The organism is Halomonas sp. DP1Y21-3 (genome assembly GCF_019801245.1).
GTDB lineage: Bacteria > Pseudomonadota > Gammaproteobacteria > Pseudomonadales > Halomonadaceae > Halomonas > Halomonas litopenaei.
On record NZ_JAHVJM010000001.1, the window covers coordinates 39,669 to 65,451 of the forward strand.

Annotated in this window: 23 protein-coding genes and 2 riboswitches; of the genes, 12 read left to right on the plus strand and 11 right to left on the minus strand. The window is 64.2% G+C overall.

Annotation, left to right across the window (positions count from 1 at the left end; all coding sequences use genetic code 11):
- Window positions 1-146: 146 nt before the first annotated feature.
- The gene (locus KUV74_RS00045; protein ID WP_222515321.1) at window positions 147-1,826 is read right to left on the minus strand and encodes a diguanylate cyclase; all 1,680 of its coding nucleotides are present in this window, start codon (window positions 1,824-1,826) and stop codon (window positions 147-149) included.
- Between the two features lie 171 nt (window positions 1,827-1,997).
- Between KUV74_RS00045 and KUV74_RS00050 the strand changes: the two genes are divergently transcribed.
- The gene (locus KUV74_RS00050) at window positions 1,998-2,786 is read left to right on the plus strand and encodes a hypothetical protein (protein WP_222515322.1); all 789 of its coding nucleotides are present in this window, start codon (window positions 1,998-2,000) and stop codon (window positions 2,784-2,786) included.
- Between the two features lie 59 nt (window positions 2,787-2,845).
- A riboswitch (TPP riboswitch) is annotated at window positions 2,846-2,948 on the plus strand.
- 80 nt (window positions 2,949-3,028) lie between these two features.
- Window positions 3,029-4,474: a sodium:solute symporter family protein gene (locus tag KUV74_RS00055; protein ID WP_108449909.1), complete on the plus strand. Its 1,446-nt coding sequence runs from the start codon at window positions 3,029-3,031 to the stop codon at window positions 4,472-4,474.
- A gap of 115 nt (window positions 4,475-4,589) precedes the next feature.
- On the opposite strand, the gene KUV74_RS00060 is transcribed toward KUV74_RS00055, so the two are convergent.
- From KUV74_RS00060 to KUV74_RS00070, 3 genes are all read right to left on the minus strand, one after another.
- Window positions 4,590-5,870: an LLM class flavin-dependent oxidoreductase gene (locus tag KUV74_RS00060; RefSeq protein ID WP_222515323.1), complete on the minus strand. Its 1,281-nt coding sequence runs from the start codon at window positions 5,868-5,870 to the stop codon at window positions 4,590-4,592.
- An 8-nt stretch (window positions 5,871-5,878) separates the two neighbouring features.
- Window positions 5,879-6,688: a 3-oxoacyl-ACP reductase gene (locus KUV74_RS00065; protein ID WP_222515324.1), complete on the minus strand. Its 810-nt coding sequence runs from the start codon at window positions 6,686-6,688 to the stop codon at window positions 5,879-5,881.
- Between the two features lie 47 nt (window positions 6,689-6,735).
- Window positions 6,736-6,834, minus strand: a riboswitch (TPP riboswitch).
- Window positions 6,835-6,932: 98 nt separating this feature from the next.
- Window positions 6,933-7,607, minus strand: a complete 675-nt coding sequence (locus tag KUV74_RS00070) for an SOS response-associated peptidase (protein ID WP_222515325.1) — start codon at window positions 7,605-7,607, stop codon at window positions 6,933-6,935.
- Window positions 7,608-7,771: 164 nt separating this feature from the next.
- On the opposite strand from KUV74_RS00070, the gene KUV74_RS00075 reads away from it, so the two are divergent.
- The 5 genes from KUV74_RS00075 to KUV74_RS00095 all read left to right on the plus strand — a co-directional run bounded on the left by KUV74_RS00075 (window position 7,772) and on the right by KUV74_RS00095 (window position 12,658).
- Window positions 7,772-8,515: a thermostable hemolysin gene (locus tag KUV74_RS00075; protein ID WP_222515326.1), complete on the plus strand. Its 744-nt coding sequence runs from the start codon at window positions 7,772-7,774 to the stop codon at window positions 8,513-8,515.
- Window positions 8,508-10,142 carry an AMP-binding protein gene (locus tag KUV74_RS00080; protein WP_222515327.1) on the plus strand — a complete coding sequence of 545 codons (1,635 nt, stop codon included), beginning with the start codon at window positions 8,508-8,510 and terminating at the stop codon, window positions 10,140-10,142. Before KUV74_RS00075 ends, KUV74_RS00080 begins: the two co-directional genes overlap by 8 nt.
- Window positions 10,139-10,909 carry a TenA family transcriptional regulator gene (locus KUV74_RS00085; protein ID WP_222515328.1) on the plus strand — a complete coding sequence of 257 codons (771 nt, stop codon included), beginning with the start codon at window positions 10,139-10,141 and terminating at the stop codon, window positions 10,907-10,909. The genes KUV74_RS00080 and KUV74_RS00085 overlap by 4 nt, the downstream gene beginning before the upstream one ends.
- On the plus strand, window positions 10,897-11,727 hold the full coding sequence (locus KUV74_RS00090; RefSeq protein WP_222515329.1) for an SDR family oxidoreductase: 831 nt from the start codon (window positions 10,897-10,899) through the stop codon (window positions 11,725-11,727). The genes KUV74_RS00085 and KUV74_RS00090 overlap by 13 nt, the downstream gene beginning before the upstream one ends.
- 151 nt (window positions 11,728-11,878) lie before the next feature.
- A complete protein-coding gene (locus KUV74_RS00095; protein ID WP_222515330.1) occupies window positions 11,879-12,658 on the plus strand; it encodes a glutaredoxin family protein in 780 nt (259 codons plus the stop codon).
- Between the two features lie 96 nt (window positions 12,659-12,754).
- On the opposite strand, the gene KUV74_RS00100 is transcribed toward KUV74_RS00095, so the two are convergent.
- The 6 genes from KUV74_RS00100 to KUV74_RS00125 all read right to left on the minus strand — a co-directional run bounded on the left by KUV74_RS00100 (window position 12,755) and on the right by KUV74_RS00125 (window position 19,151).
- The gene (locus KUV74_RS00100) at window positions 12,755-13,525 is read right to left on the minus strand and encodes a copper resistance protein B (protein WP_222515331.1); all 771 of its coding nucleotides are present in this window, start codon (window positions 13,523-13,525) and stop codon (window positions 12,755-12,757) included.
- Between the two features lie 13 nt (window positions 13,526-13,538).
- Complete coding sequence (locus KUV74_RS00105) at window positions 13,539-15,371, minus strand: copper resistance system multicopper oxidase (protein ID WP_222515332.1); 1,833 nt, start codon at window positions 15,369-15,371, stop codon at window positions 13,539-13,541.
- Between the two features lie 211 nt (window positions 15,372-15,582).
- Window positions 15,583-16,932, minus strand: coding sequence for an ATP-binding protein (locus KUV74_RS00110; RefSeq protein ID WP_261394976.1), 1,350 nt, complete (start codon window positions 16,930-16,932; stop codon window positions 15,583-15,585).
- Window positions 16,919-17,614, minus strand: a complete 696-nt coding sequence (locus KUV74_RS00115) for a response regulator transcription factor (RefSeq protein ID WP_240184300.1) — start codon at window positions 17,612-17,614, stop codon at window positions 16,919-16,921. Before KUV74_RS00115 ends, KUV74_RS00110 begins: the two co-directional genes overlap by 14 nt.
- 50 nt (window positions 17,615-17,664) lie before the next feature.
- Window positions 17,665-18,153: a plastocyanin/azurin family copper-binding protein gene (locus tag KUV74_RS00120; RefSeq protein WP_222515333.1), complete on the minus strand. Its 489-nt coding sequence runs from the start codon at window positions 18,151-18,153 to the stop codon at window positions 17,665-17,667.
- A 98-nt stretch (window positions 18,154-18,251) separates the two neighbouring features.
- Window positions 18,252-19,151: a LysR family transcriptional regulator gene (locus tag KUV74_RS00125; protein ID WP_045994126.1), complete on the minus strand. Its 900-nt coding sequence runs from the start codon at window positions 19,149-19,151 to the stop codon at window positions 18,252-18,254.
- Window positions 19,152-19,301: 150 nt separating this feature from the next.
- Here KUV74_RS00125 and KUV74_RS00130 point away from each other — a divergent pair, with 150 nt between their 5' ends.
- The 5 genes from KUV74_RS00130 to KUV74_RS00150 all read left to right on the plus strand — a co-directional run bounded on the left by KUV74_RS00130 (window position 19,302) and on the right by KUV74_RS00150 (window position 24,764).
- Complete coding sequence (locus tag KUV74_RS00130) at window positions 19,302-20,435, plus strand: 4-oxalomesaconate tautomerase (protein WP_108131724.1); 1,134 nt, start codon at window positions 19,302-19,304, stop codon at window positions 20,433-20,435.
- Window positions 20,436-20,562: 127 nt separating this feature from the next.
- On the plus strand, window positions 20,563-21,690 hold the full coding sequence (locus KUV74_RS00135; protein WP_222515334.1) for a Bug family tripartite tricarboxylate transporter substrate binding protein: 1,128 nt from the start codon (window positions 20,563-20,565) through the stop codon (window positions 21,688-21,690).
- A gap of 101 nt (window positions 21,691-21,791) precedes the next feature.
- Window positions 21,792-23,750 carry a tripartite tricarboxylate transporter permease gene (locus KUV74_RS00140; protein WP_222515335.1) on the plus strand — a complete coding sequence of 653 codons (1,959 nt, stop codon included), beginning with the start codon at window positions 21,792-21,794 and terminating at the stop codon, window positions 23,748-23,750.
- A gap of 455 nt (window positions 23,751-24,205) precedes the next feature.
- Window positions 24,206-24,472 carry a DUF4160 domain-containing protein gene (locus tag KUV74_RS00145; protein WP_108449899.1) on the plus strand — a complete coding sequence of 89 codons (267 nt, stop codon included), beginning with the start codon at window positions 24,206-24,208 and terminating at the stop codon, window positions 24,470-24,472.
- 10 nt (window positions 24,473-24,482) lie between these two features.
- Window positions 24,483-24,764: a DUF2442 domain-containing protein gene (locus tag KUV74_RS00150; RefSeq protein ID WP_222515336.1), complete on the plus strand. Its 282-nt coding sequence runs from the start codon at window positions 24,483-24,485 to the stop codon at window positions 24,762-24,764.
- 158 nt (window positions 24,765-24,922) lie between these two features.
- Here the strand turns inward: KUV74_RS00150 and KUV74_RS00155 are convergent, their stop codons facing one another.
- Window positions 24,923-25,618: a FadR/GntR family transcriptional regulator gene (locus tag KUV74_RS00155; RefSeq protein ID WP_108131721.1), complete on the minus strand. Its 696-nt coding sequence runs from the start codon at window positions 25,616-25,618 to the stop codon at window positions 24,923-24,925.
- Window positions 25,619-25,783: the final 165 nt, after the last annotated feature.

Below are 25,783 nucleotides of genomic sequence, written 5' to 3' on the forward strand. Positions count from 1 at the left end.
ATACCAGGGCCTGCCAGCCGCTGTCACCTCAGCCCAGCCACCTGAGATTACCCAACCACCCACACTGGGCCTTTCAGACTAGACCGAAAGCACGAGCAAAGTCCTACGCCAGCGATGACAACGCTGCACCTGGCGACACCTGGGCACTATTCATCCAGGCTGGCAATGCGGTTGCGACCACTACGCTTGGCGCTGTACAGGCGCCGGTCGGCGCGCTCGAACAGCGGTGCAAACCCCTCCCCCTTGCGATACTGACTGACGCCGATGCTGATGGTGATGCGAATCGTCTGTCCATCCGACAGGGTGATTTCCCCCCCTTCCACCGCACGACGCACCCGCTCGGCCGCCTTGATCGCCTCGGGCAAGGCGGTGCGCCGCATGACCACCACGAATTCCTCGCCGCCGGTGCGCGCCACCAGATCGCCATCACGCAGGCAGTTGGCTACTGTTTGCGCCAGCCAGGTGAGCACCTGGTCACCGGCCGAATGACCGAAACCATCATTGACCTGCTTGAAGAAGTCGATATCGACCGCGGCCAGCGAGAACACCATCCCGCCACTGTCGCATTCCTCGATCAGGCGGGTGACGTGGCGATCCAGCTGGCTTCGGTTGGGGAGTCCGGTCAAGGCATCGGTCATCGCCTGATCTTCCAGTTGATCACGTTCGAGGCGTATACGATCGACCTCCATCTCGTTGGAAATGACACGTTCGACGGCCCCGACCAGTAGTCGGACCAACTCGATGTCGACCTCGCTGAAGGCGTGCCGCCGCGCCGACGGACTGGAGAAGTTCAGGGTTCCCCAGACCTTGCCCTGGATCCGCAGCGGTGCACCGATATAGGTCTCCAGCTGAAAGTTCTCGTAGCAGGGGTGGCCCTTGACTCGCTCGTCCTGCCCGGCGCGGTGGGTATGGAAGACGTCATCGGCGTCGAGGGTCAGCCGACAGTAGGTGTCACCGAGTGCAAAGCTGTCGCCGGAGGCGACTGGCGCATTATCCGAGGCCGCCCAGCGAACCGTGTAACGCTCCCCCTCGACCTGACTGACAAGCGCGATATCCAGCCTCAGGTAGCTCAAGGCGTCACGCAGCAGCATGTCGACGATCTCTGATACTCCGATATCGGTGCGATTTACCCCGGTATGGACATCCCGTAACAACTGGATCATCGAGCGATACTCGGAGACGTCCTGGATGATGGCGTAGAAGCCCATCACCTCATCTTCCACCAGGTCCGGCAGATAGTGGACCTTGAAGTAGATCTGGCGACCATCCTGGAGCACCAGGGAATCCTCGTAGCTGACCTCCTGCCCCGCCAGCGCCAGATCGAAACGTGGCCGGATCTTGGCGTAGGAGTCTGCATCCAGCACCGAAGACACCGGCTGCCCCATCAGCGCCTCGGCAGGCAGGCCGATGAAGTCGAGGTAGGCACGATTGTTGAAACGGAAGCAGAAGTCGCGGTCGACGTAGGCCACCATCACCGGCAGGTGGTCGGCCATCCGCGCGATGACACCGCGGCTTGCCTTCTGCCGAGCCGACAGTCGCAGCACCAGCCCACCATCGGCCAGGCGACAGCAGCTGCCATCGCCCAATTCCAGCGGCATCGAAGGCTTGGCAGCATGAGCAGCACCCCGGGAGACCCAGGCTTCAGCTACTGCCGCGGCCTCGCCAGGCAGCTCTGCCAGCCCCCGCCCGATCCAGACCTCTCCAGGCTCGCCCAGCACGCGCACGGCATCACCGACCACGTCGTGCACCTGCAACTCCGGCGTCAGGCGTACCAGCACCGTTCCGGACGACACCAATGCCTCTTCCACCCAGGCAAAACGCTCCATGAGGACATCTCCTTGCGTAAGCCCTGCCCTGGACCGGCAGCAGGTCAATACCCTGGCGGCTCGCATACCGTCTTCTCTAGCCTATGAAAAGATGCTTATAGATGCCGGATTATTTCGCTTGCCCGCTTCCACGTTATGCTGGCGTCGCCGACACCGCCGCGGGAGCTGCCCATGAACCACCAGGATCTTGTCGCCATCGAACACGCCCTGACGCTGGCCAATCGCGGGGATACCAGCTGGCTGTGCACGCGCCTGGACACCCCTGCTCCCGCCTGCCCCCACCTGAGCGTCACCAGCGATGCCGATGGCCCCAGGTACGCCGGACAGCCCATCTTGCTGACCCAGGCGCGGGACGGCGGCGCCTGCCTGGTCAATATCGACAACAACGCCAACGATGGCACCCCCTGCCTGGTCGAGCGCCTGTCACCGAGCAGCGAGACCCTGGTGCACCTGGAGGTCATCCATGCAACGCTCGCCGGCCAGCCATCGCTGATTCGCCGCGTCAGCCTGGGCAGTACGTCCATGAACCTGCAGCGACCCACGCCAACCAGTCCGTTGGTCCAGATCGGCGACGACGTCGTCGAGGTGCTGATCCAGCCGGCCTTGCGTCTGGTGCTGACCGGCCACTCCCCGGTCAACGCCGACCTGGCGCGCCAGGGACAACGGCTCGGCTTCGAGGTCATCCTGTGCGCCCCAGACCACCCCGACACGCATCACTCGACAGCGCCCCTGCCGGCAGGCGTCGAGTTCCAGCGCGCTCCCGCGGCCCCCTTCCTGCGCGGCGGCGGCGGGCACCGACGCACCCTGGTGATGGACGCCACCGACGCCTCGACCATTGTGCGAGCGAGCCGCGAGGCCTGCTGTCATGGCTATCTGGCGATGGCTGACATCGATCCAAGCCGAGCGGCAAACTGGCTTTACGATGGCTGGCACAGCCTGCGCACCTCGCCCACCGTCTGACGCCCCGTCGCTGCGGCCAAAGCGCCAATTGACAGCCATCGGAGGCGGTCCTACGCTGTGCGCATTCCTGGGGGAGCCTGACGGCTGAGATTCCGCATCACGCGGTAACCCTTTGAACCTGATCCGGGTCATGCCGGCGAAGGGAAGGATGGTTGCGTCATCTCCTCTTTCTTCCTGTCCGCCGCTCGTCCCGCCTGTCCACCGGTCCCTGCGGACAACGACAAGAAAGAGGTCTTCTTTCGATGATGCTCGATCCCACCTGGACGGCGCTGTGGCTTCTGCTGTGCGCCGCCATCTTTGCCATCCCCGGCCTGATCTATGCCCGACGTCGTCAGGGCGGCCTGGATGACTACATCTCTGCTCGCAACAGCCAGAACACCCGCGCCACGGTGTTGACCCTGGTGGCCACCACCCTGGGCACCTGGATCCTGTTCGGCCCCGCCCAGGCGGCCACCTGGGGCGGCATCGGCGCGGTACTGGGCTATGCGCTGGGTTCCATGGTCCCGCGCCTGGTGATGATCCCGCTGGGACGACGCATGCGTGAGCTGATCCCCGAAGGCCACGGCCTCACCGAGTTCGTGATCCATCGCTACGGGCGCACCATGTACGCCTTCACCCTGACGATCATGCTGTTCTATCTGTTCATCTCGCTGGCGGCAGGCCTCACCGCAATCGCCCATATGGTCACCCTGCTGGCGCCGATCCCGCTGTGGCTGACCGCCTGCGTAGTGATGATCGCGACCCTGCTCTACACCTTCTACGGCGGCCTGCGCACCACCATCTTCACCGACAAGGTACAGATGCTGGTGATCCTGCCGTTGCTGGCGCTGCTGCTGGTGTTCGGCTGGCAGGCCGCCGGCGGCGTCGCGCCGACGCTCGAGGGCCTGCAGGAACGTGCGCCCCAGTTGCTGGATGTCACCGATGCCGGTGGCCTGCGTGCCGGTCTGACGTTCTTTATCGCGGTGATGCTGACCGGCCTGTTCTACCAGGGCACCTGGCAGCGCATCTACGCCGCCCGGGACAGCAAGGTGCTGCGGCGGGGCTTCTGGATCGCAGGGCTGTTCAACTTTCCGGTGATCGTGCTGATGGGCCTGTTCGGCCTGGCCTTCGTCGGCCTCGGGCTCGAGGGAGACGGTTCGGTGGCGCTGTTCAGCGTGCTGCTGTCCGAGGTGCCGCTGTGGTTCGCCCTGGCCTTGATTCCGCTGGGTCTGGCCCTGGTGATGAGCAGCGCCGACACCACCGTCAACGCCACCTCCAGCATCATCGCCGTCGACATGCACCGGCTGCTGCCCCAGGCCAGCGAAGCCACCCTGATGCGCCTGGCACGCTGGCTGATCGTCGCCGCAGCGGTGCCGGTGACCTGGGTGGCAGCCCAGGGCTACAGCGTGCTCTATCTGTTCCTGCTGGCGGACCTGCTGTGCTCGGCGGCGGCCTTCCCGGTGTTCTTCGGTCTGTTCAATCGCCGCTACGACGGGCGCAACGCGGTCCTCAGCACCGCTGCGGGCCTGGTCGCCGGCCTGGCGATGTTCCCGTCTCCCAGCGGCGGTACCGCTACCCTGCTGGAATCCTTCCTGCTGGCGGCCTTCGTGCCGGTGCTGGTCTCGCTGGTGCTGATGAAGCTGCTGCCATCCCGCCAGGACTATGACTTCACCCGCATGGGCAGTCTGGTGCGGCGTTTCCAGAGCTGACACCGCCACGCTGACAGCCTGGCAAGGTGGGATAAAAAACAGCGGGACGTGCTGACGCGTCCCGCTGTTGTCGTTTCAAGGCCTGGCGATCAGGGGCCCTGGCAGTTCCGGCTCATCAGCGACCGGGCCGCGCCAGTCCCAGGTGGTCGCGCAGGGTGCGGCCCTGGTACTCGCGTCGAAACAGCCCGCGACGCTGCAGTTCGGGCACGACCTGTTCGACCACGTCCTCGATGCTGTCCGGCAGCGACGGCGGCATCAGGTTGAAGCCGTCCGCCCCGCCCTGCTCGACCCAGCGCTGCATCTCGTCGGCGATACGCTCCGGGGTGCCGACCATGGTGCAGTGGCCGCCACCGGCGGCGAGCCGTCCCAGCAACTGGCGCAGCGTCGGTCGTTCGCTCTCGATGATCCGCAGAATCGTGGCGTAGCGCCCCTTGGGCCCGCTGAAGGCCTCCAGTGGCGGCAACTCGGGCACCGGGGCGTCGAGCTCCCAGTCGCTCACGTCCTGGCCGATGAACTGACTCAACTGGCGCCGTGAGCTGTCCACCGGCAACAGTTCGTCGAGCTCCCGCTGCTTGCGTCTGGCCTCCTCTTCGGTGGAGCCGACGTAGGTGACCAGCCCCGGCATGATCGCGACCTTCGGTCTGCCAGCGGCCTTTACCCGGGCCTGAAGGTCGCTGTAGTAGGCCTGGGCGGAGGGCAGATCGTAGGCCACCGCGTAGATGGCCTCGGCGTAGCGCGCGGCCAGGTCACGGCCCTGATCCGAGGCGCCTGCCTGGAACAGCACCGGGTGGCCCTGGGGCGGACGCGGCACCGTCAGCGGGCCATCCACCAGAAAGTGCTCGCCGTGATGATGGATGGGACCGACCCGGCTGGCGTCGACGTAATCGCCCTGGCGGTCCCTCACCAGGGCGTCGTCACTCCAGGAGTCCCACAGCGCCAGCACGGTATTGGCGAATTCCTCCGCCCGGGCATAGCGCTCGGCGTGGCTTGGCATGGCCTCGAGCCCATGGTTGCGCGCCTCGCTGTCGAACATCGAGGTCACCAGGTTCCAGCCCAGGCGTCCGCCGGAGATATGGTCCAGCGAGGCCAGCATGCGCGCAGCATGAAACGGCGTATAGAAGGTGCTGGAGACGGTCGAGATCAGCCCGATGTGTTCGGTGGCCCGCGCCATGGCCGCCAGCATGGTCAGTGGCTCCAGGGTCCACAGCGGGCCGTCGGCGACGCTGCCCACGGCGTGACCATCGGCGAAGAACACCGCATCGAAGCGACCCCGCTCGGCGAGCCGCGCCAGCTCCTCGTAGTAGCGGATATCGGCCAGGCGCTCGACGCTGGAACGGGGATGACGCCAGGCCGCCTTGTGGTGGCCACAGCCCATGATGAACAGATTTAGGTGCATGCTGGCCATCAGTCCTTCACCAGTCCGCCGTCGACCACCAGGTTCTGGCCGGTGACCGCTCGCGACCAGGGCGAGGCGAACAGTAGCGCGGCGTCGGCAAACTCCTGCGGCGTGGTCACCCGTCGCAGCGGTGTGCTGGCGGCGATCAGGTCGAACACCGCCTCCGGCGTGGCGCGGGAGGCATCGGTGGTGCGCAACAGGCCGCCGGAGATCATGTTCACGGTGATGTTGTCCGGGCCCAGATCGTGGGCCAGGGTGCGCGTCAGCGACAGCAGCGCCGCCTTGGCGGCGGTGTAGTCGTGGTAGGGCACCACCGGGTTCTGGAACAGGTTGGTACCGATATTGACGATGCGACCAAAGCCGGCCTCACGCATGCCGGCAAGCGACGCCTGCACCGTGTTCAGTGCTCCCCGGGCGACGCCCTGAAGCTGATGATCGAGGTGCTCCCAGGTCAGCTCGTCGGGACCGGGACGGGCGTCGCCGTTGAAAGCGAAGTCCGGCAGCGCATTGTTGATCAAGGTGGTGACCGGTGCGCCGAAGTGCTCGCGGGCACGCGCGAACATGGCATCGACGGCGCTGCGATCACAGACGTCGGCGGCCACTGCCAAGGCTTGCTCGGGATAGTCGGCTACCAGCGCGTTGGCGCCCTCTTCGCTGCGTCGATAGTTGACCACCACCCGCGCGCCCTGCTCGAGGAAACTGCGCGCCAGGCTGACGCCGAGGCCACGTCCGGCGCCGGTGACGACGACCAGCTGGCGGCAAATGGGAAGCGCGGGCGGGCTTGCGGAGGTAGCGGGTGAGGCGTCGGAAAGGGTCATCTGGCGGGTCCTTGGTCGAGGCGAGGAACGCACGCCGACCCCTGGACTGACGACTGCGCTGACATCCCTTCGCCGGTATGAACTGGATCAGGTTCGACGGGTGTTTCTCAGCCCCGCTATCGTGCGGGACACCCCGTGCCATGCGCCTTCGACCTTAGCCCATCGGAGCGGGACGGACAAGCCGCGCAGCACCTGGAACATCACCGCAGCCAGGGCATGCAGATGGGCGCTTCAGACCCGACGGTCAGCCCGGTGCCTGGACGGCTTCCATCAAGTCACTTCCTTCCTCTCCCGCCCGATTGACCCTGGTCGAGACCGGCCATGCCCCGAAGGCGCCAGCGGGTAGATGCCGCACCGTCTGGCGCATGACGTCGCGATCACTCAGGGCAGGATCGAGCCAGGGTTCAAGGCTGCCGTCGTCCAGCGCCAGCGGCATCCGGGAGTGCACCTCACTCGCGCAGCCCCGGGCAGGTTCGGTGAGGATGGCAAGGCCCGGCCTGCCGTCGGCCCGTTCACTGAAGATCGCCGCCAGCCACAGCGGCGCGCGATCTTCACGACATAAAAAATAGGGCTGCTTGCCGGCCTCGCCCGGCAGCCACTCGTACCAGCCGTCCGCCGGCACCAGGCAGCGATGGCGGGCAAAGGCCCCACGAAAATAGCGCGAGGTGGCGACCTTCTCCACGGTGGCGTTGATCGGCTCCGGCGCCCCGGCCTGGGCCCAGTGGGGTCGATAGCCCCACCACATCGAGGTAAAGGAAGGTACAACCTCCCCGTCCATGGCGAGTGACGTGATCCAGGTGCCCGGCGCGACATTGTAGCGAGGTGGCGGCTCCTGCTCGGGCAGGCGCGGCGCCACCGGCAAGCGCATCAGCGCCGCAAGCTGAGCAAAAGGTGTGTAACAGGCGAAACGGCCGCACATGGATACCTCCTTTACCGGACCCTGCAGGATCAGCCTAGCACCATCTCTTGCGTCCACTCAGGCCACCTGTGCGCGCTACAGGTTAGTCATCTGCGAACGTTAAGTTTTCGCTAAGCTAGGCAGCCTAGCCTTGCCATCAACTCCTCTTTCAAGGACGCGATGACATGGCCCCGGCAATCGCAGCATCGGCCTCGAAGACGACAGCCCACACGGATGCTCCCGAGCCGAACATGCCCTCCGGCCTGTGCTGGGCGTCCCCGGAGCGGCTGGGTGAGGCAAACGCCTTCATCTCCGACGTCTATCGTCTCCATCACAATGCCTCCCTCAGCAACCCCTACCAGCGCTTGCTGACACTGCGAGACCCCCATGGCGCGCTCGTCGCCACCACAGGACTCAGGCGTGCCGATGAAGGCCCTCTCATGGTGGAACACTACCTCGAGGCACCTGTCGAGATGGTGCTCGCCACTCGTGGCCTCTGCGACCTTGCGCCGCCGCGCCACCAGGTCATGGAGGTCGGCGCCCTGGCCAGCGCATCGCCAGGCGCCGGCCGACGGCTGATGCTGTCGCTGGTGGTGGTGCTCGAGCGACTGGGTATCGACTGGCTGGTGGTGACGGCATCCAGAGACGTGCGCAACGGCCTCGCCCGGCTCGGCATCGAGATGGACACGATCGGTCGCGCCCATCGCCACTGCCTGGACAACCCTGTGGACTGGGGACGGTATTACGAGCGGGACCCCAGGGTCGTGGTGATTCGCCCCCTCGAGGTGGCCAACAGCATGCGCGCCACCCCGCTCGGCGCTTTGCTTCTCGCCGGCGCAGCACAGCTTGCCCCGGAGGCGGCAGATCCCGTACCGGCGCTACCCCATGTCCACGCCTGCTCGGCGGCCGGGGACGTGCCCCATGGATAGGCTACACCAGCGCCTGCGCCAAAGGGCGAGGCTGTCGCCGGATGTGGAGAGCCTGCTCGGGCAAACCCCGGATGGCGCTGACATCCGACTTACCGCCCGGCAACTGGAGGCCGCCACCGACACTGTCGCGCACCAACTCGAGCAGTCGGGCGTTTCTCACCTGGGCCTGCTGGGTCACAACTCTCCTGGCTGGCTGGTCGCCCAGCTCGCTGCCTGGCGGGCTGGCCTGCCAATCACCCCGATTCCTGCGTTTTTCAGCGAACAACAGATCAACCATCTGCTCGACACCACCGGCTTGGACGGTCTTCTGCTCGCGCATGACAGCCCGCTGGACGCCTGGCTGCCATCTGCCCGCGCCAACGACTTCAAGCGCCAGCCACTCGACGCTCCGGCCGGCCTGTCCATCGCCTTGTTCCGGCGCCCCTCGACGCCCGCGCCACTGCCGGACGGAACGCGACTGATCACCTTTACCTCCGGTACCACCGGCACCCCCAAGGGGGTCTGCGTGTCCGGGCCTCATCTCGAGTCGGTCATTGAAGGGCTGGAACAGCGCCTTGCAGGTGTAACCCTGCATCGTCACGGCGTGGTGCTGCCCATGGCGGTGCTGCTCGAACATCTGGCCGGCGCACTCTTCGCGCTCTGGCGAGGAGCCACGATCGTTATCGATACGCCCAATCTGACCGGGCTACATGGCAGCGGTACGCTAGACCCCGACCAGTGGCAACGCTGGCTGGCCAAGCGCCGACCCGACAGCCTGATTCTGGTGCCGGCGCTGCTCAAGGCGCTAACTCACCTGGCCTCACATCATTCTGCGGCAAACGGTTGGCAACAGGTGTTGTCGCTAGTCGCCGTAGGCGGTGGCCAGGTGCCCCGCCGCCTGCTCGAACAGGCAACCCAGCTGGGACTCCCTGTCGCCCAGGGCTACGGCATGTCCGAGATGGGCTCGGTGGTCTGTCTGAGCCGCCCGGACGAGCCCCAGGATGGCCGTGTCGGGTGCCCCCTCAAGGGATTGCGCCTAAGCACCGATGAGCAGGGGCAACTGCTGGTCCACGGTCGTTGCATGCTCGGCTACCTAGGGTCCGATCATCACCTTCCATCAACCGAGATGCCCTGGCCCAGCGGAGATCTCGGTCACCGCCTGGCGGACGGTCATTGGCGCCTGGACGGGCGTCAGCGCAACGTCATCATCCTGTCGAACGGACGCAATCTCTGTCCCGAGTGGCTCGAGGCGGAGCTCGAGCTCATCGACGGTATCGATCGTGCCTTCGTCTTCGGCGAAGGCTTGCCGGGGGTGCTGGCGCTCCTTACCCCTTCAGCCGCTATCCAGCCCCCCCGCCTGGAAGCCCACATTGCCGCGCTCAATCAGCGCCTGCCCGACTACGCCAGAGTCTGCGGCTGGCAGTCGTTGATGCGGCAACTGCCAGGGGTCGCTGCACCGCTTTCGATTGCCAGCAACGAACTGACCGCCAACGGACGCCTGCGCCGGGCCAGCATTCAGCTCCGCCGTCGCTGCGACATCGAGCGGCTTGTCGCCAGAACCTTCCCTGGCCATGAGCAGGTGTCAGCAGCGCTTTCCTCCGCCGCCGACGGCCTCCCTTCATACCCACAGGAACCCCCACCCCCATGAACACGCTGACCGATACCCCGATCGTCACCTCGCCACCTGTCGACAACGACAAGCCCGATGGCTTCTACCGCCACCTGCTCGCTGCCACCGAAGACGAACGCCAAGCCTTGATGGGAGGGGAACTGATCGGGCGCGCCCAGGGTGGCAAGATCACGCTGCCCGAATATCGCGCCTTTCTCGCCCAGGCCTATCACCATGTGCGTCACACCGTCTCACTGATGATGGCCTGCGGCGCCGAGTTGTCCGCTCCGAACTTCGTGCTGCGCGAAAACCTGCGCATGGCCATCGCCGAGTACATCGACGAGGAAAAGGGCCACGAACATTGGATACTCGATGACCTGGAGTCCACCGGCGTCGATCGGCACCACGCGCGTTCACGCCCACCGCTGTTCGAGACGGAATGGATGGTGTCCTACGCCTACGACAGCATCAGACGGCGCCATCCGCTGGCCATGTTCGGCATGGTGCTGGTGCTCGAGGGTACCAGCACCTCGGCGGCCAGCGCCGCCGGCAGGGCCATCCGCGATAGCCTGGGCCTGACCGATGACGCCTTCCACTACCTGTTTTCCCACGGCGAACTGGACATCTCCCATATGGCCTTCTTCGCCGAACTGATGGACACCATCACCGACACCGAGGAGCAGGCCCAGATCATCCATTCGGCCCGTGCCTTCTATCGCCTCTATGGCGCGGTCCATGACGCCGCCCTGCGAGACGCCGACCACTGGACGGACGAAGCGCTGGAGGCAAACTCATGCCATCACTGAGCGAGCGCAGGATTCTGGTGACCGGCGCCACTGGCGGCATCGGCTCGGCGCTGGTAAAGCGGCTTGACGCCGAAGGCGCCAGCTTGTGGCTGGCAGGGCGTGATAAGGGCAAGCTCAGCGCCCTGGCGGGCGAGCTTGGCAAGGCTGCCTCGAGACACACCCTCGTCGCTGGCGTCGATCTGACCACCGCGATGGGCCGCCAGCGGCTACTCGACCAGCTAAGTCAGACAGTTCCCGAGCAACGACCTTCGACGCTGGTCCACCTGGCCGGCATCAATCACCTGGGCTGGTTTCGCGAAGCCTCGCCAGACGACGTCACCCGGGTGCTCGATACCAATCTGACCTCGACCCTGCTGCTGACCCAGGCCCTGCTGCCCTTGTTTCTCGGACAACCCAGCGCCAACCTGCTGTTCGTTGGCTCGCTGCTGGGGCATATCGGCCACCCGGGCTATGTCGCCTACTGCGCCAGCAAGGCCGGCCTCAAGGGCTTCGCCGAAGCGCTGTCGCGGGAACTGGAAGACACCTCGGTCCGGGTGCAGTACCTGGCCCCCCGCGCCACCCGGACCGCCATGAACGGCCCCGACGCCGAAGCCATGAACGAGGCCCTTGGCAACACCGTGGACAGCCCCGAGCGCGTGGCCGATGCCATCATCACGCAGCTGAAAAGTGGCCAACGTCGCGCCGCTCTCGGCGGCAAGGAGCGCCTGTTCGCCCTGATCAACGCCATCGCCCCCACCCTCGTCGATCGCGCTATCGCCCGGTCCCGAGCCGATATATCCCGCCACCTGGATCCCCCTGCACAGGTTGTCCAGGACTAACCAGCCGATGACCGTATCGCCTTGACCCTTGTGCTGCACAAGGGTTTTAGTCTGTGGTGAAGATGCTCGAACTTGCACAGTAGTGACGGAAGCCTCAGGGGCCACCACCCTGGCCTGTCTGGGCTTTTCTCAACCACCACAGGGAGAGGAAATGAGCACGAACACAGCAAGCCCGGCGCAGCGGGCCTCATCCAGCACTGCCCGCCTCTATCGCATGAAGACCGCGGAGCACCTCTGCCCCTTCGGCCTCAAGACCCTGTCGCTGCTCAAGCGCAAGGGCTACCAGGTCGACGACCACACCCTGACGTCACGTGAAGCCATCGACCGCTTCAAGCAGGAAGCCGACGTGGACACCACACCCCAGGTGTACATCGGCGACGAGCGCATCGGCGGCTACGAGCAGCTGCGCCGCTACCTCGGCATGAGCGTGCCCGGCGACAAGGAAGTCAGCTACCGTCCTGTCATCGCCATCTTCGCCACGGCCCTGCTGATCGGCCTGGCGGTGGGCTGGGTGTCCGGCCAGTCGCTGGTCTCAGTGCGCACCATCGAGTTCGCCGTCGCCTCGGCCATGGTTCTGCTGGGCCTGCAGAAACTGCAGGACGTGGAAAGCTTCAGCACCATGTTTCTCAACTACGACCTGTTGGCCCAACGCGATGTACGCTACGGCTACATCTACCCCTACGCCGAAACACTGGCCGGGATACTGATGCTGGCAGGCAGCCTGATCTGGCTCGCCGCGCCTGTGGCCCTGTTCATCGGTACCGTGGGGGCCATTTCGGTGTTCAAGGCGGTCTACATCGACAAGCGCGAACTCAAGTGCGCCTGCGTCGGCGGCAACAGCAACGTTCCCCTAGGCTTCGTTTCCCTGAGCGAGAACCTGATCATGCTGCTGATGGGCCTGTGGATGCCGGCCAAGGCACTGTTAATGTAAGACACGCTTGCCCTGACGGCTCCAGACGTGCAGCAAAAACCCGCCAGGCATTGCCTGGCGGGGTTTCCTTGAGTGGCAGCCATGTCCGCAGAGGGATCAAAACCAGACGCGTAGCCCGGCAACCACTGCGGTGTCCTCCACTTGCCCTCCTTCATCACGCGCCATATCGGCAGTATCGCCATAAAGTTTCTGCCAATAGGCGCCGATATAGGGCGCGAACTTGCGATGTAGTTCATAGCGAAGGCGCAGGCCGGTGCGCAAGGAATTGAATCCCTCCCCTACACCGAACTCCTCGGCATCATCGAACGCCACTTCCATTTCCAGGCGAGGTTGCAGATAAAGCCGCTGGGTCAGTCGCAGATCATATTCCTGCTCCAGGCTCAAGGAGGTATCACCATCGTCACTGACACGAAGATCCAGCTCGGTTTCCAACCGGTAGGGCGCCAGCCCCTGCAGACTGATCACGCCGAAATAGCGCTCGGGATGGTCATCGCTGCCAAGCCCTCCCTGATAGCCAAGCCCTCCCTGTAGCTCCCAGAAGTCGGCGATCAGTCGGCTATACAGCAGATCCAGCGATTCAAATTCCGCATCTTCGCCATCCCCTTGGGTATTGTTCCCTTCCCCCTTCAGGTAGACGCGATGAACGTCGCCTCCGTACCAGGCCTGAAAATCCCAGGTTACTGCCTCGCTGTCTTCAGACGGCCAGACGTATTCCAGACGGTCGACCAGCACCGAGCCACGCAGATGTTCCTGCATCGGCGACGGCCAGTGATCTGGCGCGTCGTAGCCATCCTCAGCCAGCGCCAGCGACGACAACCCCAGGCCCGATAGCGTTGCCAGGCAAATACGGCCCACACGAATTTCCATGCGTCATCTCTCCTCAGGCAACCTTGACGACGCGGAACATGCCGGCGTCCATGTGATAAAGAAGGTGGCAGTGGAACGCCCAGCTGCCCTCGGCATCCGCCGTGATCAGTGCAGAAAGGCGCTCGCCTGGCTTGACGTTCAGGGTGTGCTTGCGCGGAATCAGCTCACCGGCACCATTCTCCAGCTCCATCCACATGCCGTGCAGGTGGATCGGGTGCTCCATCATGGTGCGATTGACCAGGATGAGGCGCAGACGCTCGCCCTTGTCGAAGTGGATCGGCCCCGAGACCTCACTGAATTTCTTGCCGTCGAAGGACCACATGTAGCGTTCCATGTTACCGGTCAGATGAAGCTCGAGTTCGCGACCAGGAGGACGACGGTCAGGCCATGGCGCGATGGCCTTCAAGTCCTGATACACCAGCACACGACGCTCGCGGGCATCCAGGCCGATTCCAGGCTGATCGAGGCGGGAGCCTGGCTGCGCCACGCCCACCGGAAGCATGGCGGTACCAGTGGCGCTCTCCGTACTGTCCATCTGAGCGTGATCCATTCCCGCCATGTTCGAGTGATCCATACCGGTCATCGAGCCATGATCCATGCCGCCCATGTTCGAGTGATCCATACCAGCCATCGAGCCGTGATCCATACCGGCCATCGAACCGTGATCCATACCAGCCATCGAGCCGTGATCCATGCCCTCGTGGGCTCCCATGGCCTCCATTCCTCGATCGGCAATACGTCGGCGTTCCGGCAGCGGCGCCACCATCCCCATACGCGGCGCCAGGGTCCCCCTGGCAAAGCCGCTTCGGTCCATGGACTCGGCAAAGATGGTGTAGGCCACATCGTCTTTCGGCGTCACCAGAACGTCATAGGTTTCCGCCACCCCGATGCGGAACTCCTCGACGGGCACGGGCCGAACCGGCTGGCCGTCGGCCGCCACCACCGTCATTTCGAGCCCCGGAATCCGCACGTCGAAGTAGCTCATGGCGGAGCCATTGATGACACGTAGCCGCTGCGTCTCGCCGGGGCGAAACAGGGCAGTCCAATTGTCATTGGGAGAATGACCGTTGAGCAGATAGGTGTAGGTGGCGCCGGTAACATCGGCGATATCACGGGAGCTCATGCGCATCCGGCCCCACATGGCACGCGCTTCCCAGGTGGAGGCGAGCCCCTGACGGTCCACATCGGCGATGAAGTCTCCCAGGGTGCGCTCCTGGAAGTTGTAGTACCCCTCCCCGGTCTTCAGGTTGTGGAAGATGGTCGAGGGGTCCTCGAAACTCCAGTCGGTCAGCAGCAGCACGTGCTCGCGGTCATAGCGAAAGGGTTCGCGCTGTTCGGCGTCGATGACCAGGGGGCCCACATGGCCAATCTGCTCCTGCAGTCCTGAGTGGCTGTGGTACCAGTAGGTGCCGCTTTGACGGAGGGGAAAGCGGTAGTTAAAGGTTTCACCCGGCATGATGCCGGCAAAGCTCACGCCGGGGACGCCATCCATCTCCGGCGGCAGGAGAATGCCGTGCCAGTGAATCGAGGTGGGCTCGTCCAGCAGGTTGGTCACCCGCAGCGTCACGTCCTGCCCTTCCTTGAGCCGGATCAGGGGGCCAGGGCTGGTGCCGTTGAGGGTAATCGGCCGTGCAGACTGGCCAGCGATGGGCACGCTCTGGCGACGTATGGCCAGCGAGATATCCGGACCGCTTTCCACCCCCTTGGGGTAACTCGAGGTCTGTCCCCAGGGGTTGGCCCAGGCAGGCGCCAGACCGAGGGCGGCGGTGCCGATTCCCAGGGCTGCGCTTCCCTTGATGAATCCTCGTCGTGATAGCCGATGTGGCGGCAGAAGTGTCGTCGACATGGGTGCTGTCTTCCTGTGCGATGAACTTCTGCCATCTTCCATCGCCAAGCTGAAAGCCAGCTGAATCCTTAGGCGCTGTCCGAAAAGTCGACGAGCGAAGGTTAGACAAGGCAAAAATCGGTGAGAAAGCGCAGTTTACGGGGTGTAAATGAGCATTTTGATCCGATTTTTAACGCCGTATTACCGAGCGCAGGCACTTTTCAGACAAGCCCTAACGCACGGCCTCTCTCTCGGAGGTTGACGCCAGCGCCAACGGCAAGCGGATGGTCACCTCGAGTCCACCGCTGGGCGGCGCCTGAAAGCCGACCTCTCCCCGGTACTGCTCGACCAGTTCAAGCAGAATCGACAGGCCAATGCCGTTGCCTGGCCGCCCTTCATCCAGCCTGTGCCCTCGCCGGCCCAACAGCGGCAGCAACTCCGCCGCCACTCCGGGGCCATCATCCTGGATCTTCAGCTCTAGACATCGCCCCAACGTCAGCGCGAGCCACACCGACTGGTTGGCCCACTTGCCCGCGTTGTCGAGCACGATGCCAATCATTTCCAGGAAGTCCTGTCGCTCCATCTCGATGCAGGCATCCTCGGCGTCCCCGAGGGCCATGACGAAGCGCTTGTCGGGGTACAGGCTTCGAAACATGTCAAAAAGCTGGTCGAGTTCCCGCTTGACCCGGGTGTGCTGGCCGCCACCGGGGCCCGCCAGACGCGCCTGACGCAGATGGGACTCCATCAACTCCTGCATCAGCGTCAACCGCTCCAGCAGACGCTCACGGCGGGATTTATCAAGCTCACGCTTGCTGCGCAGCGCCTGCATCACCGCGGTCAGAGGGGTCTTGAGCGCATGGGACAGGTCTGCAACGGCGTTACGCGAACGCACCAATCGGCGCTCCTGGCTGTCCATCAGACGGTTGAGCTGCGAGACCAGAGGGCGGAACTCCTGCGGCACCTTCATTCTGAGACGCTGTCGCTGACCACTTCGCAGCTCGGCCAGCTGGCGCTGCAACAGATCCAGTGGCCGCAGGGCGGCATTGACCGCCAACCCGTTAAGCAGCGAAAGAGCCAGCAGCACCAGACCTGCGATGGCGCCAATCCACCAGTGCAGGGCCGCAAGGCCTTCCTCGACGCTGTCGAAGGATTCTCCGATGAGCAGCACCCCAGGCCTGCCGTCCACCGTAAAGGTTCGCCTCAACACCAGCAGGTGACGTCCCTCCAGGTGTACATCCAGCAGCGACCTGTCAGGCCCATCCAGATGGGGCGTCAATGCCGACAACCAGCTCGGATGGGAGGTGGTGACGAGCTCGCCGCGCTTGAGCACGTACAGGTGATGAAAGACCTCGGCCGACAGGCTCGAGGGCAAGGTGGGGGCCGGTACCGGGTCTGCGGCTTGACGCAGTTGCGCCAGGCGATACTCCGCCTCCTGCCGCAGTCGGTCACCCAGAAAGTCCCGCGCGGTCTCGCGCAGCAGCAGGCCATGCATGAACCAGGTCAACCCCATGACCAGCAGGGACACCGCCCCGAGGCTGACCAGCAGGCGCAGACGGAGACTATTGCGTCTAATGCGAAACAAGCACGTACCCCTGGCCACGGCGGGTCTGGATGACATGCTTGCCCAGCAGACGCCTCAGGCGCGCGATATAGACCTCCACCAGATTGGGCGCCGGGGCATCCTGCTCCAGGGCGTAGAGCTGATCGAGCAGCTTCGTCTTGGAGTGCACCCGGTCAGGGTGGTGCATCAGGTAGCGCAGCAGGCAGAACTCGGTGGCGGTAAGCGTCTGCCATGGGCCTCCCGCGCAACTGACCTGGCGCTGCTCCTCGTCAAGGCGGATGCCATTGACGATCAGCCGCGCCGTCAATTCGGTACGCCGCCGCAGCAGCGCCTGTATCCGCGCCAGCAGTTCCTGTTCGTGAAAGGGCTTGGTGAGGTAGTCATCAGCCCCCCGACGAAGGCCGTCCACCTTGTCCTGCCAGGCATCGCGAGCCGTCAGGATCAGCACCGGAAGGCCTAGGCCGTGTTCACGCTGGAACTCGAGCCAGTCGAGCCCCGAACCATCGGGCAGGCCGATATCCAGGATCATCAGTGCATACTCTTCGCTGTGCAACAGCGCCTTTGCCACGCTCAGTCGCTCGGCAACGTCGACGCGATAGCCATGATCATCCAGCGTATCCTTCAGACTCTCGCAGAGCAGGTCATCGTCCTCGACCAGCAACAGCTTCATCACCATCATCTCCCTGCCAGCGGGCCCAGGCATGCCACGCCTCACTCGAGCCGGACGGGGTGGCCCCGTCCCAGGCTTGCCGCCTATTCTCCCACACTCAGGGTGCCATGCATGCCCGCTTCAAAATGTCCGGGTACATTGCAGGCGAAGGTCAGCGATGCCCCCTGCTCCGGCGCCTGCCAGACAAGCGTCCTGGTCTCTCCCGGCGCCAGAGTCACCGCCGGCATGTCCATGGCGCCGTGCATCTGACTCAGGTCGTGGCCGTCACCGTGCATGCCATGCCCTCCCCCCGAGGCCATCTCACGCATCATCTTGCGGTGTGCGTCCTGAGCCTCGGCGGAGCCGATCACGAACTCATGCTCGAGCTGACCGCTGTTGGTGACCTCGAAGGCCACCACCTCCCCGGGGGCAACGCTCAAGCTCTCCGGGTCGAACCAGATATCGCCGGCCTCGACGGCGATGGTGCGATCCGCCTGATCGGGGTCCATGGCCTCCGATTGAGTGTGGCCGGGACCTGCCAATGCCTGGGTCGACAACAGGCCAAGAGCGACCACCATCAGTGTGCTGCGCATGACGTCATCCTTCCGTTTTGGGTGTCTCCCTCTGTTTGTAGCGCAAGAACCTGAATCCATACTGAATCGGCGATAGATGGCCATGCGGTTCGCTGCGCCTACGAATGCTTCCACTGTTCCAGCAGCAGATCGATAAACAGCTGGGCGGTGCCCGAGATACTGTGCACGTTGCTGCGTACCAGGCCGATGGTGCGCTGGATGCGTGGCTCCGGCAGCTCCCGCGAACACAGGATCTCGTGATCCGGGCCCGGCATGGTCATGCGCGGCAGAATCGCCACCCCCAGGCCCGACTCCACCAGCCCCAGCGAGGTCGACAGATGCTGTACTTCGTAGAAGCTGTTGAGGTGGATGCCCTCGGCGGACAGCGCATTGTCCAGCAGGGTGCGATTGCCGCTGTCGCGACTGACGGTGATCAGCCGCACCTGCTCGAGGTCTGACCACTCGATTTGCTCCCTGGCCGCCAGAGGGTGATCGGAGCGCAGCGCCAAGACGAAGGGGTCTCTCATCAACTGGGTGAAAGACACCTCAGGCCGCTGGGCGCTGAACATGTTGATGCCGAAGTCGGCCTCGCCGCTGATGACCTTCTCGAGACCCTCGTTGGCGCTGACATCCAGAATACGAATACGGATGCCCGGCCAGGCCTCGCTGAACCCCCTGATCACGCTTGGCAGAAAGTAGAAGGCAGCGGTCGGCAGGCAGGCGATGGTCACGGTGCCGGTCTGGTGGGTGGCCAGCTCGCGGATACCGAGGATCGAGGACTCGTACTCTTCGATCATCCGTCGCGCCCGAGGCAGAAAGTCGGCGCCTATCGGCGTCAGCCGCGTACGCCGGGTGGTGCGCTCGAGCAGGCCCACCTCCAGCAACTCTTCGAGCTTCTGGATTCGCCGTGACAGCGCAGGCTGCGACAGGTGCAGGCGCTGAGCCGCCTCATGGAAGGAGCCCAGCTCCGCGACCTGGATGAAGGCCTGCAGATCGAGAAATTCAAGACGGTGCTGCATCGGGTCACTCTTGCATGAAGGCTTTTGGACTAATAACCATAGCGCATTAATCCTCATTTCGCATTGATAGACGCCAAACTTTGCATTTGAAGCATCAATAGACGCCTGACAAGCTGATACCACGACCTCCAACAACGGCGTGGCATCACGATGATGAACAGCATCCCCTGCATGATCATGCGCGGCGGCACCTCCCGCGGGCCCTTCCTGCGCATGAGCGACCTACCCGACGACGAGCCCGCCAGGGCGGAAATCCTGATCAGCCTGATGGGCTCCGGCCACGCCCTGCAGATCGACGGAATCGGCGGCGGCGACCCGCTGACCAGCAAGGTGGCCATCGTCGAGCGCTCCAGCCACCCGGACGCCGACGTGGACTACCTGTTCGCCCAGGTGGACGTGCTCAACCGCCGTGTCGACTTCAACCCCAACTGCGGCAACATGCTGTCTGCCGTCGGCCCCTACGCCATCGAGTCCGGCCTGGTGGAGCCGCAACCGGACTACACCCTGGTGCGGGTACGCAACCTCAACACCCAGCGACTGATCGAGTGCCACGTACCCACCGACGCCGGCCAGGTCCGCTACGACGGCGACACTCGCATCAGCGGTGTTCCCGGCAGTTCCGCCGCCATTCAACTGAGCTTTCTCGACATCGTCGGAACCAAGACGTCGGGACTGCTCCCGACCGGCCAGGCCGCCGACACCATCGACGGTGTCACCGTATCCTGCCTGGATGCGGCCACCCCGATCATCATGATCGACGCGCGAGAGCTTGGACTGAGTGGCCGCGAGACGCCGCTCGAGCTGGACGCCGACAGCGACCTGCTCAAGCGTCTGGAGAGGATCCGTCGTCATGCAGGAGAGCTGATGGGGCTTGGTGACGTCAGCGACAGCGTGCTACCGAAGCCAGTGCTGGCCTCGCCCGCCGAGGATGCCGAGCGCACCCTGTGCACCCGCTACTTTGTCCCCCATCGCTGTCACAAGGCGATCGCTGTCACCGGTGCCATCGCTGTGGCGAGCGCCGTCAGCGTCCCTGGCACCGTCGCCAATCGCATCGCCATCGATGCAGGGCAACTCAAGGCCGGTGACCTCAAGGCGGCCGTCAGCCTGGAGCACCCGTCAGGGTTCATCGACCTCCAGGTAGAGCACCGCGACGGCGACCCCGGCGATATCGCCCGAGCCTCATTGATCCGCACCGCCAGAAAGATCATGAGCGGCACCCTGTTCTACGCCCTGCCCGACCCTACTCTGCCCGGCACGTCTTCCAGCCGCCCCGGCCCGGACTGATCTGCACCGACAAGGACGCTGCCGGCTGCGCCGAGCGCCGCCGCGCCCGACAACCACAACCGCCATAACAATCACCACCTCCCCAACCGACATAACAATCGTCACAACGACCGTCAGGAGACACGCCATGAAGACCCGTAAACCTTACTCGTTCACCGCATCACGCCTCGCCTTGTCCCGCGTTACCAGGGCCGCGGCACTCGGCATCGCCATCGCAGGCACCAGCCTCGCCGGCAATGCCCAGGCCGCAGAGGTCGAGGTACCCGCCAATATCAAGTGGACCGTGCCGTTCGGCGTCGGCGGCGGCACCGATGTGTGGGCGCGCTTCTTTTCGCCCTGGCTCAGCGACTATATCCCCGGCGAGCCGACCATCATGATCGACAACGTCCCGGGAGGCGGCTCGATCAATGGCGCCAATCTGTTCGCCATGCGCGCCAAGGCCGACGGTTCAAACTGGCTCGGCACCTCGGCCTCCACCCAGTACCCGGCGATGCTGGACGATCGTCGCGTGCGCTATGACTACAGCGAATGGACGCCGATCCTGGCGACCCCCACCGGCGGGGTGGTCTATGGCCAGCCGAGCCTTGGCGACACCGCCGACACGGCGATCGATGCCCTGCTCAGCCAGCCGGTCAAGCTGGCCGCCCAGAACCCGACCGGTCTCGAGCTGCCCGTGCTGATCGCCCTCGACCTGCTCGGCGCCGACGTCCAGGCGGTGTTCGGTATGCGTAGCCGCGGCGAGGGACGACTGGCCTTCGAACGCGGCGAAGCGGACATCGATTTCCAGACCAGCTCGGCCTACCTGAGCAACGTCACCCCGCTGGTCGAGTCCGGCAAGGCAGTGCCGCTGTTCTCGCTGGGCCTGCTCGACGACGACGGCGAGATTGTTCGCGACCCGGCCTTCCCCGACCTGCCGACCTTCAACGAGGTCTACCAGGCGCGTCACGGCGAGGCGCCCTCCGGGCCTGCCTATGAGGCATTTCGCAAGTTCTTCGCCTCTGGCTTCGCCCTGCAGAAGCTGATCATGGTGCCCAGGGACACCCCTCAGGAGCTGGTCGACGCCTACCGTGACGCTGCCCGCGAGTTCGTCGCCACCGATGAGTTCAAGCAGGACGCAGAAGCCCAGCTCGGCCCCTATACCCCGGTCATCGGTGACGTCATCCAGCGCCACCTGGAAGACGCCATGTCGATCGATGAGGCGACCCGTGAGTGGCTGGCCAAGTGGCTCGAGGAGAAGCACAACGCCAGGATCTGACACCGTTCGGGAAGCGCCGGCCGCGACGGCCGGCGCCTCCTGGCTCAACGACTTCAACAAGACGCCCTCGGGCGTCACCAACAACTCGAGAGCCACACGCCATGCTTGATATCCTTCTTTCCAGCCTGGGACAGCTGTTTACCCTGTCCCATCTGCTGTTCATGACGCTGGGGGTGCTGGTTGGCCTGGTCGTCGGCATCATTCCAGGCCTCGGCGGCATCGCCGGCATGTCGCTGCTGCTGCCCTTTCTCTACGGCATGGAGCCCACGGTCGCACTCGGCATGCTGATGGGCCTGGTGGCGGTCATCCCCACCGGCGACACCTTCGCCTCCGTGCTGCTGGGCATTCCCGGCTCCAGCGCGTCACAGGCCACCGTCATCGACGGTTTCTCCCTGGCCAAGAAAGGCCAGGCCGCACGGGCCCTGTCCAGCGCCTTTCTGTCATCGATGATCGGCGGCCTGATCGGTGCCGTGGTACTGACCGGCTTTATCCTGATCGCAAGACCGCTGGTGCTGTCGTTCTCGTCATCGGAACTGTTCATGCTGACCCTGCTCGGGCTTTCCATGGTGGCGGTGCTGTCGGGAGCCGACCTGTTCAAGGGTCTGGCCGCCTGTGGCCTGGGTCTGCTGGTGGGGGGTATCGGCATGGCACCGGCCACCGGAGAATTTCGTCTGAACCTCGACATCGACTACCTGTTCGATGGCCTGCCGCTGGTGGTCGTCGGCCTCGGCATCTTCGCCCTGCCGGAGATCTTCGATCTGCTGGTCAAGCGAGGCGCCATCGCCGAGAAGCCATGTCGCCTCGGTGAAGGCTGGCGTCGCGGTATCCAGGACGTCGGTGAGCAGCGCGGGCTGGTCGCGCGCTGCGCCGCCATCGGCAGCCTGGTCGGCACCATTCCGGGGCTCGCTGGCTCGGTGGTGGACTGGCTGACCTACGGCCATGCGGTGCAATCGGCCAAGGACAGCTCCGAGTTCGGCAAGGGGGATATTCGCGGCGTCATCGCCCCGGAGTCGGCCAACAACGCCTGCGCCTGTGGCGCGATGGTGCCGACCTTGCTGTTCGGGGTGCCCGGTTCAGGCACTGCGGCGGTGTTCTTGGGCGGCCTGCTGCTGCTCGGCCTGCAGCCGGGGGTCGGCATGATCGAGACCCATCTGGACCTAACCTACACCATCATCTGGTCGCTGGCCCTCGCCAATATCCTCGGTGCCGCGCTATGCCTGATCCTGGCCCGTCCCGTGGCCAACCTGACCCGGGTGCCCTTTGCCACCCTGGCGCCACTGATCACGGTGCTGATCATGTTCGCCGCCTTCCAGGCCACCCGCGCCACCGGCGATCTGCTCGCACTGGGCGCCATCGGCGTGCTGGGCGTGCTGTTCAAGCAGGCCAACTGGTCACGTCCGGCCTTCCTGATCGGTTTTGTGCTGGCACCGGGCGCCGAGGCCTACTTCTACCAGGCGGTCCAGTTCCAGGGCACCGACGCTTTCCTGCGCCCCGGCGTGCTGATCATCGGCGCCATGATTCTTGCCGCCATGTTCATTCCGGTGATCGGCAAGCAGATCAAGAAGCGGCGTCAGCCGATGTCGGTGGGCGCCGCGGCCACCGAGCCTAAGCCCGACGCTGAATCCCATCGTCTGGGGATCATCGATATCGTGCTGCTGGGAGCCCTGCTGGCGCTGGCGGCCAGCGCCTGGGTCAACGTCTCGGAGCTGTCACTGATCGGCGGCATCATGCCACGGCTCGCGATTGCCATCATGGCCCTCGCCTGCCTGGCCGAGATCGTCCGCAGCGTGGTACGTCGCCCCCGCTGGGAGCGTCAGACCTTCGCCCGAGAAGCCATCTGGCTGGTCGGCTTCTTTGCCCTCGTCGCCGCCATGCTGACGCTGGGCTTCATCACCACGGCCACACTGTTCACCCTGGTGTTCCTGCTGGCCATCGCCAAGCTCAAGCCCTGGGTCGCGGTGCTGATGGCGCTGGGGGTACTGGCATTCCTGCTGGCCATGGCAGAGTTTCTGACCCTGACCTATCCCCAGGGCATCCTCGACCCGCTGTTGTTCTACTGACCCCCGAAGCGACCCGCAGCAGCCCTGCGAGTACGAAAGCCACCGCTGTACACCGTTGTAAAGAGATAAGCCCCGCCTCGGCGGGGCTTATCCTGTAAAGACGTGCGTGAGGGGAACACCATCGAGGTCGACGAGCATCGTCGACGGGGCTCGCTCGCTGGCCGGGCTATCGAGCATAGCGAGGGCCACGAACTTGGCCTGAGCCACCTCGAGATTCACCAGCGTCGGCAAGATCCCCTCTGGCGGCAACGAGCCTTAGGAAAACGACTGACTGTCAGCCGCCTGGTGGATACGATTGGAGTCGGGCGTGCCATCTGGACATGACCACCGCGCCCCGGCTAGCTTCACAATAGGTCGCCTGAGCTCGGAACTGCTATTCACACTACTTCCTGTCAGGCCTCTTGCACGCCATTGCCACGAGAGCAGCACCAGCATGCTCGGGCAGGAGAGGTTGAATGCCTACAATTTCAATGTTTTATGGCATCATCATTCGGATGTACTATGCTCCAAAAGAGCACCCGCCGCCGCACTTTCATGTCTACTACGGCGAACACAAGGGAACGATCAATATCCGTACATGTGAGATTATTCAAGGAGATCTGCCAAGGAAGCAAACCAAGCTTGTCCTGGCATGGGCCGAGCTTCATCAGGACGAATTGATGGCAGACTGGCGACTGGTCATGAACGGCGAAGAACCCTTCAAGATCCAGCCATTACAGTGAGGGGGAAATCATGTACCCATCTGTGAAAAAGGTTACACCGATTGACGACTATCGCCTCTCGATCCATTTTGACAACGGAGAGAATGGCGTCCTGGATATGAAACCCTACCTGGATTTTGGAGTGTTTCAGAAGCTAAAGGATCGCAAGGCATTTGATCGCGTTCGGGTATCATTTGACACCATCGAATGGGAATCAGGAATCGATCTTGACCCAGAGTTTGTCTATGCCAAAAGCCAGTGTACTGACGTGCAACATGGAGAGACAAGCGAAGAACAGGGCACACACAGCTAAGCACGTCACCAGGCCAGACAGCTGGGCTGTCCATGCGCAGATAAAGAACACTCGCTCCGGAATACCTTCCTTTCTTCCGAGTCCCGAGCCACTCAGCGACCCACTTCAAAATTATCCTGGAGGGCCGCGTTCAGGCACGCCAGCAGGCCCCCGCGCCCTTATTGGCTCCCCTCGAACATGCGATGCCGGGCGTTGTCGATATGGGCGCGCATGGCGGCTTCGGCGCGCTCGCCATCCTTGTCGCTGATCGCCTCGACGATAGCCAGGTGCTCATCCTGGACCAGCTTCAAGCGCTCCTGAGAGGCCATCAATGACAGCCCCCGGGTCAGGTTCATGCCTTCCTTGATGCTCTCGTTGAGCGACTTCAGCACGGTGATGTAGTAGTGGTTGCTGGCCGCCTCGGTGATCGCCAGGTGAAAGCGATAGTCCTCGTCGGTGGCCAGATCGTGGCGGGCGTTGGCCTCATCGATGATGTCGTAGCAGCGCCGGATCTGGTCGAGCTGGTCCTGGGTGCGTCGCAACGCCGCCAGGTGCGCCGCCCGCGCCTCGACATTGGTACGAAACTCGAAGCAGCGCTGGATATCGGCGATGCTCGAGATCGGTGCGAACTTGAGCACCGCACTGTCGGGCTGACGGATCACGAAACTGCCGGAGCCCCGCCGGGACACCACCAGTTCGTCTTCCTTGAGGCGCGCCAGGGCATCACGCAGCACCGGCCGGGACACTTCGTAGCGCTGGCACAGTTGCGCTTCGGTCGGCAGCTTCTTGTTGACCGGATACTGGCCCTCGATGATCGCTTCCAGAATCTTCTCGTAGACCGCCGAAGCCAGTGAAAATTTTTCGTCTTGTGCCATCTTGCCCTGCTCCGGTTCTCTGTTCCCTGGAAGCCGCCTGGCTTGTACCATCAGGCGCCACCTCCCTTTTACCACTGCAAAAGGCGCCCCGCATTGGGCCTTTAGGCCACACAGGGCGCCTCTCGCCTCTTCCTGCCCTGTCCGGGCGGATCACCACCGCCTGCG